Source organism: Paenibacillus sp. Negev47 (assembly GCF_058313655.1).
In genome coordinates this window covers 3,509,924-3,525,095 of the sequence record NZ_CM177754.1, presented here as the reverse complement: position 1 = coordinate 3,525,095, position 15,172 = coordinate 3,509,924, and the positions used below count along the sequence as shown (strand labels likewise).

Below are 15,172 nucleotides of genomic sequence, written 5' to 3'. Positions count from 1 at the left end.
ACACGGTGGGAGAAAAATGGAGGTCATGAAAAAAGTGATACATATCCGAAAAAAATTGCATATACGCCAAAATTGAAAACGCATACAATTTGGTTATTCAAGCAAATCAAATGAAGGGGATGACGGGATGAACAAACGCGGTAAGATCGCTTCACTGCTGCTGGCCTGTATGGTGCTGGTTGTACTCAGCGGTTGCAGTGGGGGCAACAGTGAGAACACACAGCCCCAAATATCAGAGCAAGACTACGAACCTTACGGCAAATACGAGGCCCCAGTGGAATTCACAATTGGTCGCAATACCAATCACGTGAATAACTTGCCTTCAGGGGATACCATTGAGGACAATTTGGCCACGAGATATGTAGAGGAGCGAGTGAACGTCAAGGCCAAGGTAGCTTGGGAAACAGAAGACATGGATCAGAAGCTTTCTTTATCCATGACCACGGGTGACCTGCCGGATGTGATGCTGGTCAGCCGCGAAATATTTAACCAGCTGGTAGATAATGATCTGATCGCCGATATGACAGAGGTTTACGAGAAGACTGCATCCGAAGGTGTGAAGAACATCTATGGCTCCTATGGGGATTTGCTGCTGGATCAGGTAAAGGTGGACGGCAAAATCATGGGACTTCCGATGACGAACATCGGAAACCAGCACCAATTACTATGGGTCCGGAAAGACTGGGTAGATAAGGTGGGCGCGAAGCTGCCGGAATCCGCCCAGGACGTGTGGAATCTCGCCAGAATGTTTGTGGAAAAGGACGTATCGGGCACAGGCAAGACGGTGGGCATGGTGATGGATTCCAATGCGATGAACTTTACCCCGATATTTGCTGCGCATGGTGCCTTTCCGATGAACTGGATCGAGAAAGATGGTCAAGTGGTTTACGGCTCAGTTCAGCCGGAAATGAAGCAAGCGCTGGCAGAAGTCAGTGCCATGTATAAGGAAGGTTTGATTGATAAACAATTTGCTGTCCGGTCGAGTGAAGAGAAAGAGGCACTCGTTATTAACGGACAGGCGGGAATGGTTTTTAATCCATGGTGGATCGGCTATACGAACTACAAAGACTCCATCAAACAAGATCCGGATGCAGTCTGGGTTGCCGTATCGGCACCACTGGATGAGAACGGCAAGTTCAGAACCATTCGGCAGGATCCTGTAGGGGGAGGGATCGTCGTGGTGAACAAGAACTTTGCCCACCCGGAAGCGATCATGAAATCAGTTAACCTCACGACGGATTTCCTCTATTCCTTAACAGAGGATGCGATCAATTACAAGAAGGAACATCCCGATGAGATGCTGACCGATGCGAGCCGCTGGAACAACGATCCGACACAAATTCCGATGCAAGTCGATTATGATGATGTGTTGAAGCGTTATTACGAAGATTTAATGAAAGCCGATGAGACCGGAGATGCTTCCAAAGTTCAGGAAGACCGGGTCGTTTCATTCAAGGCTTATCAGGAATTCAAGGAGAAAGGAAATGCCATAGATCTAAACACATACGGCGAATACCTCTCACGGATTGAAGGACAACGTGAAGCAAATAACCCCAATCTGGAAGTGACTCCTGCCAGTTTTTACGGAACAACGGAGACCATGAAGCTGAAGTGGGCGAACCTGCAGAAGCTCGAGGAAGAAACGATCCTCAAGATCATTATGGGCCAAGCTCCGGTAGACGAATTTGATACGTTTGTCGACACATGGAAACGCACAGGTGGAGATGAGATTACGGAAGAAGTCAAAGAGATGAGCAAAAGGTGAAAATAATCGGAGTGAAGTAGGAGCGCAATGTTGCGGAGGCCTGGTACCAGACTTCCGCAAGCGCTTTTACCGATAAGACCTGCCTATAGACGTGCAGGATGGAGGTGGAACGGACAATGTCACGAGTGGAAACGACGATACATCCGCAAAGGGAAGTGCGCTACCCAGGGAAAAAGAAACGTAAGAGTTTTGACGAGATGACCTACCATTTTATGCTGCTGCCCGGCATGGTCATGCTATTCATTTTCTCCATTGTGCCTATGTTTGGTGTAATCATGGCCTTTCAGAAGTTCATTCCTGCCAAAGGCATATTCGGCTCCAAATGGGCAGGACTTAGCAATTTCACCTATATGTTTCAACTGCCGGACGCGAAGCAGATTTTTATCAATACATTGGTCATTGCGGTTGGGAAAATTGTGCTTGGATTGATTGTCCCGATTGTATTCGCCCTTCTGCTTAATGAGGTGCGGCTGAAGGTATTCAAGAGTTCGATTCAAACCATTGTTTATTTGCCACACTTTATGTCCTGGGTTGTTCTGGGTACGATGCTCACGATGATTTTCTCTTTTGACGGGATGATTAACAATTTCCTTGAAATCCTCGGCCTGGAGCGGATTATGTTTCTGGCGAGCAATGACTGGTTCAGGCCGCTGCTTATTGTGACGGATACCTGGAAGGAATTTGGTTATGGAACCATCGTTTATCTGGCTGCATTAACGGCAATTAACCCTGCCTTATATGAATCTGCTGCAATGGATGGGGCGAATCGTTGGAAACAGACGCTAAACATTACGCTGCCAGGCATGTTCCCGACCATCATCCTTCTGGGTACGCTAAGTCTTGGCAATGTGTTGAATGCAGGATTTGATCAGGTATTCAACCTGTACAATCCGCTCGTATATGAAACAGGTGATATTATTGATACCTTTGTGTACCGCATGGGTTTGATCAATATGCAGTATTCATTCGCGACGGCCATAGGTTTGATGAAATCGGTTATCAGCTTTGTTTTGATTGTCGTTTCGTACAGACTGGCATCAAAATATGCGGGGTACAGAATTTTCTAGGAGGGTTAGCATGATTCAATCAAAAACGCTGGGTTCCAGGCTATCCCGCCTGTTGATTATGTTTACTTTGATCCTGATTACATTCATGTCCCTGGCCCCGATTGTGAATACGATCATGGTTTCCGTCAGCAGCAGTACGGCTGTGAATGCCGGCAGAGTCTACTTTTTTCCGGTGGAGTTGAACTTCTCATCCTACGCACAGATTTTGAAAGATACGAAGTTTTGGAATGCTTTTCTGATATCCGTGGAACGGGTGCTGCTGGGGGGCGCCATTAATATGGTTCTGACCATTCTTATGGCCTATCCGCTGTCACGCAGTGTCAGACAGTTCAGATCCAGGAACACCTACATGTGGATTATCGTATTTACGATGCTGTTCAGCGGGGGGATTGTTCCCTGGTACATGGTGATTAGCAAGCTCGGATTGATCAACAGCATATGGGCGCTCGTACTGCCAGGTGCCGTTCCTGTCTTCAATGTGATTCTTCTGATGAATTTCTTCAAAGGAATTCCGAAGGAACTTGAAGAAGCCGCATTTATTGACGGCGCAGGACCAATGAAAATTTTGCTCAAAATCTTCATCCCGATCTCGATGCCTAGTCTGGCGACTATTATGCTATTTGTCATCGTCGGGCACTGGAATAACTTCTTTGACGGAATCATTCTAATCAACGACAGCTCCAAAATACCGCTTCAGACCTATCTGCAGCAGCTCAGTCTTACGCGAGATCAGATGCAGAATCTCTCCGTTGAACAGCTGCAGCAGTATAATAAAATTTCTAACACCACATTGAATTCTGCCAAAATACTGGTCTCCATGATCCCGATTCTGCTGATTTACCCTTTTCTACAGCGTTATTTAATCCACGGAATTGTTCTCGGTGCAGTGAAAGAATAATCTCATGACGAAGAAGGGATGGATTAGGATGAGAAAAAAGAAAATTGTAAGTCTGACGGTTGTACTCAGTATCATTTTGGTAACCACTATGGGTGCCAGCGGTGGAGGCAAGAATCACTATTCCCAACAAGCACAGTGGGCACAGGAGAAGCTGCATGAGTACTACTGGAACGATGAAGAAAAAATGATGAATAACGCTTATCCATCGACACCGGAAGGGGAACAAGCCCTGAATTATTGGTGGAAAGCTCATGCGGTTGATGCACTAGTAGACGGATATGAACGCACAGGAGACGAAGCGTATACGGAACGTGCGGAAGACTTGGTTCGCAGTATTATTGAACACAATGGTTCACTTCATAATGAGTTCTACGATGATATGGAATGGCTTGCACTTGCTGCTCTTCGGCTCTATGATGCGACAGGCAGTGAAGAGATGAAAGGATACGTGCTGGATCTTTGGAAGGACATTAAAACGGCCTGGTGGGAGGATGATCTGGGCGGTATGGCATGGAAGAAGGATCAGCGGTATAACCGGAATGCATGCTCCAGCGGACCAGCTTCCATCCTGGCAGCAAGGTTATATGAACGCTTTGGTGATACACAGGATCTGGAATGGGCACAAAAGATATACGAATGGGAGAAACAATATCTTGTTAATCCAGAAACGGGACTTGTAGCGGATGGTTTGGTGCTGCGTGAGGATGGCACGCTTGATGTTAATGAAGCTTGGATCTTCACATACAACCAAGGCACATTCATTGGAGCCGGTGTGGAACTCTACCGGATTACAGGAGATCAGGCGTATTTGCAAGATGCAGAGAAGACAGCTGCAGGATCTCTGAAGACTTTGACGAATGAAAAGACGGGGATCTTCAAAGAGGACGGGGATGGAGATGGTGCTTTGTTTAAAGGCATATTAATCCGTTACCTGGCGGAGTTATATAACATTGGGCATAACAAGAGTCTGAAGAAAGCGATTGATCGCAATGCAGATGCGTTACTGAAAGGCAGTCGGAAAGACGGATTATTCGGTCAGGCGTGGGGTCAACCAGCCCAGAATCCACTCCACCTGACTGCACAGCTTAGCGGTGTATTTCTGTTGGAAGCAGCTGCGAAACTGGAGACAGGCAAACATTCCAAGCCAGAAAAACCAAGGAAATAAGAACACTTAGGTTGCATGGTTTAGACGGTTCTGATTTCTTATTGAAACGGATGGATGATGGTACAACATTTGTCATTACGGGAGATATTCCTGCCATGTACTGAGTGTTTACTAGAAAACTAGAGACGTAGCAGTTACAAACTGCTATGTCTTTTTTTATGGGGTGAAGGTTATGAAGGATTACGGTCATGAATACGCGTAATCTGGATCATCCCACAAGTTGCGAAGCAGTTACTACGCCGCTTTATTACAAAATATCAGCCTACCGTGAGAGAGATTTTGGATCGTCCGGAGGTTGTCGGATCGGCCCATTGGGTATCAGTTGGCGGCTGCGGTTAAAGATAAGGAGTCTTCAAAGGTATGGAACTCACTGGAATCCGTAAAATACAACCATGTGTTTATCTTTGATAATTCTCTGAATAGCGCAATTATTCTGGCTGTTCGATTGGCTTCAGATTATTTCTTGAAATTGAGGGTTTGACATTAATATCGTTACATCGTATTATTACGATATAACAATTTAGGAGGAATACTTTTGACCACTCCCGCTTTCGATATCAATACTCTCAAACAGTTCGATGAACCAGCCAATCTGCTGAAAGCTTTAGCTCATCCGATCCGTTTATGCATTGTGCGTGGACTGATGTTAAAAAAGAAATGTAATGTTTCATACATGCAAGAATGTCTGGACCTGCCCCAATCAACCGTATCTCAGCACTTGCAGAAGCTTCGCAGTGCAGGTGTTGTCGCTACTGAGCGGAATGGTCTCGAAGTGAATTATGTTCTTGCCGATCAACGGATTGAACAGATTATTATTACTTTGTTTGGAAAGGAAGAATGTGAATCATGAGTAAAAAAGTACTGATTGTTGGAGGTGTAGCTGGTGGTGCATCTGCCGCTGCACGTCTGCGCCGTCTGGATGAACATGCCGAAATTATAATTTTTGAGAAAGGCCCCTATATATCATTTGCCAATTGCGGCTTACCTTACTACATTGGTGGCTCCATTGAAGATCGAGAGCGTCTGCTGGTACAGACTCCAAAAGGGATGGCGGATCGCTTTCATATAGATGTGCGCACAAGAAGCGAGGTCGTTGCAATTGATCCGCAGAAACGTTCCGTTCGGATAAACAGTCAGGAGCGGGGGCAATATGACGAAAGCTACGACGAATTAATTTTGTCTCCCGGTGCCAAACCGATCATTCCTGATTTGCCGGGTATAGATCATTCACTTATCTACACCGTTCGCAACATTCCTGATATTGATCGGATTAAAGCACAAGTAAATTCATATAACAACCAGTCAGCAATTGTTATAGGCGGTGGATTTATTGGTGTTGAAATGGCAGAAAACTTAAAGGAAGCCGGATTGGACGTGACGTTAATCGAGGGTAATGGACAGCTACTCACCCCATTTGATCCTGAATTGGCAGCATCTTTGGCACAGGAAATGGAGCAGAATGGTGTAAAGTTGCTATTCTCCAAGCGTGTTCAGGCATTTCATTCTCTAGAGAAGGGCATTGGAGTAAAGCTTGCTGATGATCATGTTCTGACAGCGGACTTGGTTATTCTTGCGATCGGGGTAACGCCGGATACATCTTTCCTGCATGACAGCGGTATTGCCCTAGGTACACGTGGACATATCATTGTTAATGAAGCTCTGGAAAGCAGTGTGCCACACATCTATGCTGTTGGTGATGCCATCGAAGTAACTGAAACCATTCACGGTACGAAGACAGCTATTCCGCTTGCTGGACCAGCCAACAAACAAGGAAGAATTGTTGCTGACCGAATTGCCGGATTAAATTCCACTTATAAAGGAACACAAGGGACATCCATTATTAAAGTTTTTGGAATGACAGGTGCAACGACAGGCAGTAATGAAAAAACACTGCAGCGTCTCGGCGTGGAATATCGCTCTGTAATTGTGCATCCTGCCTCACATGCATCGTATTATCCCGGTTCCACCGCGATTACTCTGAAACTGCTGTTTACTCCGGAAGGTAAAATTTTAGGAGCACAGGCCGTTGGATATGACGGAGTGGATAAACGGATTGATGACATTGCAGTAGCGATTCATTTTGGAGGCCACATCGGAGATTTGGCAGAGCTTGAACTGAGTTACGCACCACCTTATTCATCTGCAAAAGATCCGGTAAATATGGTCGGCTATGCAGCAGAGAACATCCTGGCTGGTCGAGTTGAGACATTCACCTATGATCAGCTGTCCGAACGTGAGCCGGAGCAGTCAATCCTGCTGGATGTTCGCAGTGAGTTGGAGCATCACAATGGGAATATTCCGGGTTCTATCCATATCTCAGTGGATGAACTTCGCAACCGGTTAAATGAACTAGATATCTCCAAAGACATTTGGGTATACTGTCAGGTTGGTCTGCGTGGTTACACGGCTTCACAAATTTTGCGACAGCATGGCTTCAGCGTTAAAAACTTGAGTGGGGGTTACAAAACATATCGTCAAGCCCAGTTTAAGCCTGCACCCATTTCTTCTATCAATCATGGTCCGGTCCAATCGACTTCTGAACAGCCACAACGCATCGATCATGAGTTGAACGTATGCGGTTTAAGTTGTCCGGGCCCATTAATACAAGTGAAGCAAAAGATGGATCAACTGTCCGATGGAGAGAACTTGAGGGTAAAAGCTTCCGATCCGGGATTCTACGAAGATGTGAAAGCATGGGCAACCATGTCTGGTTCGACGCTCTTACAGCTGGAACGCTCCAAAAGCGGTACGATTGAGGCTGTTATGACCAAGAATGCTGCACAATCTGTTATGGATTCTCCTAACATCGATCCTGCAAGCACAATGGTGGTCTTCAGCGGCGATCTGGATAAAGCCATTGCGTCTCTAATTATTGCGAATGGGGCAGCAGCCAGCGGACGTAAAGTGACCATGTTTTTCACATTTTGGGGATTGAATGTGATTCGGAAACATCAGACACAATCTATATCCAAAAATATGATCGGCCGGATGTTTGATATCATGTTACCACGCGGTAGCCAAAAACTTGGCATGTCCAAAATGAACATGCTTGGTGTTGGTCCAAAGATTATTCGTGGTCTGATGAAAAATAATAATGTTCCTTCATTGGAAGAATTGCTACAGTCCGTTATCGCACAAGGGGCTGAGCTGGTAGCCTGCCAGATGTCCATGGATTTAATGGGCATTCAGCGGGAAGAGTTAATAGACGAAGTTACCATTGGTGGGGTAGGTTACTATCTGGGACAAGCATCCCAAGCGAATCATAATCTATTTATCTAAGTTCGATTGGTAGTTTGTCCCAATTCATACGAATTCATTGATGGATCATATTTCTGCGGTACTGGTAGGGCGTAACCCCGTATTCCACTTTGAACAACTGGATAAAATATTGATTTTTTCTGTAACCGACCATTTGCGCTATATCGTTTACACGGAGTTCAGAGTCTTGTAACAGTCGGGATGCTTTCTCCAACCTTTTCCTTGAAATGTAGTTTGACACATTTTCTCCTGTCTCCTGTTTAAACAGTTTGGAGAGGTAGACAGGATGAAGATGTGCAACTTTTCCCAATTCATCCAGACTAAGGACGTGTGAAAGATGATCTTCAATGTACGTTTGCACTTTGTCGACGATGGTTTGAATGGACATCTGTTTATTGTTTCTGATCTGGTTGACCCGATCGAGAAGGGTTGACCATAGTTCATCAGGATCTTGTAACCGATTAAATATCCATTCTGCGGTTTCAGATGCATTCCGATTCTTATCTGCTAGATATACATAAGAGATGGTCTCCATAAGAAAGATAATCTTTTGCTTTCGAAGATGGATTCGATCATAGGTTTTAATAATGTTTCCGGCTGACTCCCAATCACTGCATGAAGAAAAGTTTGGAATCGTACCCATGAAGTCGTCAGAGTGTACGTCCTCACGGAGAAAGAACCCATAGAACATGTGTCGGGTCATGTTTCGATCGGTCAACGAAAAGGGAGAGGATACGATAGAGTGCACCAGTGAGGTTGTTAGTTTCCCAGCAATCTCTTCTGGAACAAAAGCGATTAGTCGGGTGCCCGCTGTCCATACGAGACGATCCAATTTGTCTCCGACAGCACGTTTTATATCTTCCTCATGCTCTTCTGTGAAACCGTCCATTTTGAAGCAGCACAAACGACGGCCTCCTAAAAATTCAGTATAAGCATCATACTCCTTCTTTAAGGTTTCGTTTTCTCCAAGAAGCGAAAGCAGATACGCCAAACCATCGAAGTTCTCCCATTCGACGGGTTGAACAGGGCGTGTCTTTATAATATTTTTGATGGCTTTAGACATGGCTTTCTCCACATCATCTTTGTCTACAGGTTTGAGCAGATAGTCGAGTGCACCTAAACGGATTCCTTGCTGCGCATATTCGAATTCGGAATAGCCGGAAAGGATGATGACTTTGGTTGGCAAGCTATGTTGGTGAATATGTTGAAGCAGATCAATGCCCGAGACCTCAGGCATTCGAATGTCCGTAATTAGAATATCGATGTGGTGTTGATTCAATATGTCTCTGGCTTCAAGCGAATTGGTTGTTGTCTCAATCTGATCGATACCGTAGGTTTTCCAATCAAGCAAGTGCTTCATATACTCAACAACGTAATGTCCGTCATCCACGATTAATAATCGCATTCGTTTTCTCCTCTCTCTTCAGGAATGTAGATGAGCAGCAAGACAGATAAGCCACCCCAATCATTGGTAGAAAAATGTAAACCACTACGTTCACCATACGTGTTTTTCAGACGTTGATTCACATTCCAGAGCCCTACGCCGCTTGTTCCTTCGGGCGGGATATCGCTCTCGATCCGAGCCTCCAGGCTACGGATATCGTCCAGCGAAAGACCTTTTCCGTCATCGGATACCTTGATCGTTATCGCAGAATCTGCCTGTTGTACATCAATTGACACCTGATGTGCACCTTGTTGTCCTTCAATTCCATGTTGGATGGCATTCTCAACCACTGGCTGGATCATCAGCGGCATGAGGGGAAGGGAGGCCAGTTCTGAAGGCAGGTCAATACTGTACTCCATTTTTTTACTGAGAGCCATAATAATCAGGAAATGTTCCGCAAATTGGAGTTCGCCTTCCAGCGTGACTTCATGCCGGTCCAATTTGGTTAAATAACGATAATATTCAGCTAGATGCTTACTCATGCGCATGACAGAATCAGGTGAAAACAGGGCCACCGACATGATGAAAAACAAACTGTTGTACAAAAAATGAGGATTAATCTGAGCTTGGAGTTGTTGAAGTTCCGCACTTCGTCTGAGTTCCGTTTCAGTCTTCAATGACATGAACAGATCCTGGATTTCGGTAACCATATGGTTAAAACTTCTGAATAAGCTGTAAAACTCTTTCCCGGTATTTTCGGTAATACGCGTGTTGTGATTGCCTTGCTCAACCTGTGAGAACTTTCTCTCGAGCAAACGGATATTACGGTAATAGTTCCGGTAAAACGTAAAGATCACAACCAGACCAAGCGTGAAAACGGCTAGAATGCTGGCAAAGAAAACTTTACGATTGCGGTCAAGCGGTTGCAGAAAATCATTCGTCCGTGTATATGTAATCAGGTAGGCGTCAATCGATTCAATATATCGGGAAAGAACATAGTAATCGTCCGAATTGGTATGATAATCATATTTTGAAGTTACTTCTGGCTGGGGTGAAATCATCCCGGTAACCGCTTTCAAAAGATCGTTTTCGACTTCTTTCTCACTCCATAACTGCTGAGGATTAAACAGAAAAAAAGCATTTGAGCTGTCGTTGTTCACGGCCTTTTTAAGCAGACTTTTCAAATAATCCGTATTCAGCTTTACACCAACGACGTACTGCGTCGGTTCATTTTCCCCAGATTTTTGGATGTAAGGATAGAGGGCGAAGTAATACAAACTGTTACCGACGATTTGCCATCCCCGTTGATGAACATCCTTGAACGGAAGTCTCGCTTCCGGTGTATTGTTGGTGGATAGAAAAGTTTCTTCGGACTTCCAGTAAATGCCGATGGATTCAATGGATCGACTGGAAAGAAGTGTTTGTCGCAAGCGATCCACGATATCATTTTTCTTCATTTGGGAATCGTAATTGCTTAGTTCAATAACGTGCCTCTGATAAAACCGGACATCACTGTCAGCCGCATACTGAACCCCGTACATATTTGCCTCGTAGATAATTCCGTCCAGAATACCTTTCACATAATCAAGCTGATTTTTGGAAGCACCGATCAGATTCTCCTCAAGTGTCTTGGAGCTCAATCGGTTCATCACGAAAAACAAACTCAACGTCAGCAGCAGAAAAAAAACAAAGAAATAGAAGAATCGCTTCATATACATTTTTCGGATCATATGCGTTTCCTTTCATATCGCAAGACGTAGACTTTAAATTCCCTATCGGATTAACTTTAATATAAGCCAAACCTTCGGAAAGCGGAAGGGGAGCATCCGCTATAAATGAAAGCGGTTTAAAATTGATTCAGGATGAGGTGATGATCTTGAAATTTTGGCATTTTGGATTGAAAGCGCTTTTGCTAAGCTTAACTGCAAGGATTACTTTCGAAGAGCGAACATAGAGGAGGTATGCAACATTAACGAGACTGTGCCCGTCGGATCTGCAAAAAAAACACAAACAAAGCTTCCCCGGCGAACTTCATTCAAAAAGGAAATCAAGAAAAGCTGGCCTTTGTATGTACTGTGTATTCCCGCTTTTGTGTTTGTCTGCATCTTTTCTTATGGCCCGATGGTAGGTTTGCTCATGGCATTTCAAGACTACAAACCATGGCTTGGCATCGCAGGCTCAAGGTGGATCGGGTTAGATAATTTCGAACGAATTTTCCAGTACAAAGAAGCAACGCAAGCCATAATCAACACACTGATCATTGCCATTTCCAAAATTATCGTCGGTATTATCGTTCCGATCGTCATGGCTATTCTGCTGAGTGAAGTCCGAAATATGGGCATTAAGAAAAGTGTACAGACCCTGGTGTATCTGCCGCATTTCTTGTCCTGGGTCACGGTCGCGGGGTTAATGATCGACATTCTCGGATTAGACGGGGGAATCAACCACATCTTAACAAGGGTTTTCGGCAACGATCCCATTTACTTCTTGGGTGATCCTGATCTGTTTCGATTCACGGTTGTGGTCAGCGATGTGTGGAAGAGCTTCGGCTTCGGCATGATTGTCTATCTAGCGACCATCGCGGGAATTAATCCTTCCTATTACGAAGCGGCTGAGATCGATGGTGCCACACGCCGGCAGCAAATTCGATACGTCACCTTGCCTAGCATGTTGCCCATGATCATCGTCATTTCTACATTGAGTCTGGGGAATATTCTGGACGCGGGTTTTGATCAAGTCTTCAATCTGTACAATCCGCTAGTCTACAGTACGGGAGATATCATTGACACCTATGTCTACCGTTCATCCTTGTTAAACGGACAATACGGATTCGGGACCGCTGTAGGACTATTTAAATCGGGGATCAGTTTGATCTTGATCGTCGTCTCTTACAGGCTGGCCTACAAATACGCCAATTACAAAATATTCTAACAAGGAGGGAGATGAATCATGTACCATAAGACGACAGGCTATAGAGTATTCTCATATTTTAATTACGCGTTCATGATACTGGCTGGTCTGGCGTGTTTTCTTCCACTACTTCATCTATTGGCACAATCGCTAAGCAGTAAAGCCGCCATAAGCGGGAATATGGTGTCATTTTGGCCGGTCGGGTTCAATGTGGATGCCTATATCAAAACGTTCAACAATTCCAACTTCAACGGTGCCATGCTGACATCCATCATTCGAACGGTTCTGGGTACTTGCATCAGCATGTTCATCCTGATCTGTGCAGGTTATGCCCTGTCCAAGGAATTCCGGGGCCGGAACGTGCTCATGTGGTTTTTTATCTTTACCATGCTCTTCTCTGGAGGATTGATCCCTTCTTACATCTTGATAACAGCCCTTGGATTGAAGGACACCATCTGGGCACTTGTGCTTCCGGGAGCTTTCGGTGCGTATAATCTGATTCTTCTCGTTAATTTCTTCAAAACCATTCCAAAAGCCTTGGAAGAAGCAGCATTCATTGACGGGGCGTCCTTTTTCGTAATCCTCAGCAAAATATATTTGCCGTTATCTCTGCCTGGCATAGCGACCGTATCTTTGTTCATTATGGTGGGTCACTGGAATTCCTGGTTTGACGGAATTTTGTACATGTCGGATGCGAGTAAGTATCCGCTGGCTTCGTTCCTACAGACCGTTGTCGTGCAGAGCAATATGCAAAATATGGCGATGAGCCAGTCCGAGGTGGCGGCAATGTCGGAACAGAGCATCAAAGCAGCTCAAATTTTTGTCAGTACGCTGCCGATCATTTTGGTCTATCCTTTTTTACAACGATATTTCGTGAAGGGGATTGTATTAGGAGCCGTCAAAGAATAGTTAGGATGACGAAATTGGATCGCTAGAAAACAAATTGAGCTTGAGTGAAGGGGGCATGTTCCATGAAGAAAAGAACTGATTTATGGAAAATGGTAAGTATGGTTATGATATCGGCTGTTCTTGTGGCTGGCTGCAGCAAAGGGGAGAGTGCTTCCGAGACCGCACCAGCATCGGTGCTCAAGGATGGGAAATATGATCCGCCGTTTACGATCACGATCGCCAAACAACAGGATGAGAATGCTGGAAAATACATCAATGGTGAGTCGCTGAATGACAATGTGTTGACCCGTTGGGGCGAACAAAACCTGGGTATCAAAATCCAAACCACCCTGCTGGGAGGTGATGCTTCACAATATAATACCAAGCTGCGGCTGGCACTGACGGGTTCAGAGAAACTACCAGACGTTCTGCCCGTCTATGACACCATGCTGGTCAACGATCTGATCGATTCAGGACAGGTCAAGGAGATTACAGAAGACATCTCAACCTACATGCCTGACCGGATTAAAGATGTATACAAACAATACCCGACGACCTTCAATCCAGTCGTTAGAGAAGGCAAGGTTTACGGGATGGCAATCGCACCCAATCTGACGGAAGGCGAAGTCATGCTGATCCGCCAGGACTGGTTGGACAAATTAAATATGAAAGCGCCAACAACGATTGAAGAGTTTGAGCAAGTCATCGCGGCGTTCACCAATGAGGACCCGGATGGGAACGGCAAGAAAGACACATATGGTTTTACATTTTCGGGTAAAGATTCCTACAATACGGGCTGGGTTAGTGATCCGGTCATGATTTTCAGCGCATACACAGGCAAGCACCTTCCAAGACAATGGCATAACGACAACGGCAAACTCAGCTATGGATCTGTGGCTGATGGCAACAAAGAGGCACTGGCCAAGTTGCGCGATTGGTATGCAAAAGGGTATTTGAACAAAGAATTGGCTACCCAAGGGGCCTGGGACGCACTGTCCGATTTTACAGAGGGGAAAGCAGGCATCATCATTGGTCGTCCTTGGCTTTATGACAGTGTGAAAGACGTAGAGAAAAATGTGGATGGTGCGAAAATTAGTGCTTATCCGACCATTCAAGGGGTGAACGGCGATAAGACCTATCAGTCCGCACAGTTGAACGATGGGGTGTTCATGTTTAACAAGGACTTTCAGAACATGGAAGCATTCTTCCTGTACTACGATAAAATGTACGACGCAGCGTTCAGCACGGGAGATTTCAAATACGGCTACGCTCAGGGATACGATTACGATATCGTCAATGAGAAAGTCACTTTCGATCCAACGAAATTCAATACGCCATTAGAGGCTGTGCAAGGTGTTGGGAAAATGGCATTTACCAAAAATACACCGAGTGTTGATGGTCCCGGCAAATCGTACTTCGATCTGGCGAACGGTGTCGAAGCTGACACAGGCGTCCTCATTCAGAGCGCTTCAAAAGATCAAACGACCCAGGACGGATATCGGATTTCGTATGAAAACAGGGATGTTTTGCTGCCAAATGAGTTTAACGGTCCACCAACGCCGACCATGCAAAATGTGTGGGAACAGTTGACCACCATGGAACAAGAGACTTTCACCAAAATCATATATGGCAATGAGCCGCTTGAGGCATTTGATACCTTTGTCAAACAGTGGCATGAAAAAGGCGGAGACACCGTGATCGAAGAAGTTAACGAATGGTACAACCAAGCCAGCGAGACGGATGTAATGACACTGATGAATTTGAAATAAAGTCTAGTTTCACCTGAACCAGCCTTCCGGCAACAGGAAGGTTGGTCTTCTAAAAAAGGAGATGATGA

At 45.2% G+C, this 15,172-nt stretch carries 11 protein-coding genes; 9 read left to right on the top strand and 2 right to left on the bottom strand.

Features of this window, described 5'->3' with window-relative positions; all coding sequences use genetic code 11:
• Window positions 1–127 precede the first annotated feature (127 nt).
• The 6 genes from AC4G47_RS15760 to AC4G47_RS15735 all read left to right on the top strand — a co-directional run bounded on the left by AC4G47_RS15760 (window position 128) and on the right by AC4G47_RS15735 (window position 8,174).
• A complete protein-coding gene (locus AC4G47_RS15760; RefSeq protein ID WP_491101743.1) occupies window positions 128–1,765 on the top strand; it encodes an extracellular solute-binding protein in 1,638 nt (545 codons plus the stop codon).
• A gap of 197 nt (window positions 1,766–1,962) precedes the next feature.
• Window positions 1,963–2,832: an ABC transporter permease gene (locus tag AC4G47_RS15755; RefSeq protein ID WP_175394862.1), complete on the top strand. Its 870-nt coding sequence runs from the start codon at window positions 1,963–1,965 to the stop codon at window positions 2,830–2,832.
• Between the two features lie 10 nt (window positions 2,833–2,842).
• Window positions 2,843–3,730, top strand: coding sequence for a carbohydrate ABC transporter permease (locus AC4G47_RS15750; RefSeq protein ID WP_491101742.1), 888 nt, complete (start codon window positions 2,843–2,845; stop codon window positions 3,728–3,730).
• 28 nt (window positions 3,731–3,758) lie between these two features.
• Entirely contained in the window at window positions 3,759–4,895 is a 1,137-nt protein-coding gene (locus AC4G47_RS15745) for a glycoside hydrolase family 76 protein (RefSeq protein ID WP_491101741.1), read from the top strand.
• A 535-nt stretch (window positions 4,896–5,430) separates the two neighbouring features.
• Complete coding sequence (locus tag AC4G47_RS15740) at window positions 5,431–5,745, top strand: ArsR/SmtB family transcription factor (protein ID WP_491101740.1); 315 nt, start codon at window positions 5,431–5,433, stop codon at window positions 5,743–5,745.
• Window positions 5,742–8,174 (top strand): FAD-dependent oxidoreductase, encoded by a 2,433-nt coding sequence (locus tag AC4G47_RS15735; RefSeq protein ID WP_491101739.1) that lies wholly within the window; start codon window positions 5,742–5,744, stop codon window positions 8,172–8,174. Before AC4G47_RS15740 ends, AC4G47_RS15735 begins: the two co-directional genes overlap by 4 nt.
• A 34-nt stretch (window positions 8,175–8,208) precedes the next feature.
• Here the strand turns inward: AC4G47_RS15735 and AC4G47_RS15730 are convergent, their stop codons facing one another.
• Both AC4G47_RS15730 and AC4G47_RS15725 read right to left on the bottom strand, forming a co-directional pair.
• A complete protein-coding gene (locus AC4G47_RS15730; protein WP_491101738.1) occupies window positions 8,209–9,558 on the bottom strand; it encodes a response regulator transcription factor in 1,350 nt (449 codons plus the stop codon).
• A complete protein-coding gene (locus AC4G47_RS15725) occupies window positions 9,546–11,267 on the bottom strand; it encodes a sensor histidine kinase (protein ID WP_491101737.1) in 1,722 nt (573 codons plus the stop codon). The genes AC4G47_RS15730 and AC4G47_RS15725 overlap by 13 nt, the downstream gene beginning before the upstream one ends.
• Window positions 11,268–11,583: 316 nt before the next feature.
• On the opposite strand from AC4G47_RS15725, the gene AC4G47_RS15720 reads away from it, so the two are divergent.
• From AC4G47_RS15720 to AC4G47_RS15710, 3 genes are all read left to right on the top strand, one after another.
• Entirely contained in the window at window positions 11,584–12,468 is an 885-nt protein-coding gene (locus AC4G47_RS15720; RefSeq protein WP_491106718.1) for an ABC transporter permease, read from the top strand.
• Window positions 12,469–12,486: 18 nt separating this feature from the next.
• Window positions 12,487–13,356 (top strand): carbohydrate ABC transporter permease, encoded by an 870-nt coding sequence (locus tag AC4G47_RS15715; RefSeq protein ID WP_491101736.1) that lies wholly within the window; start codon window positions 12,487–12,489, stop codon window positions 13,354–13,356.
• 62 nt (window positions 13,357–13,418) lie between these two features.
• Window positions 13,419–15,104, top strand: coding sequence for a type 2 periplasmic-binding domain-containing protein (locus AC4G47_RS15710; RefSeq protein WP_491101735.1), 1,686 nt, complete (start codon window positions 13,419–13,421; stop codon window positions 15,102–15,104).
• Window positions 15,105–15,172: the final 68 nt, after the last annotated feature.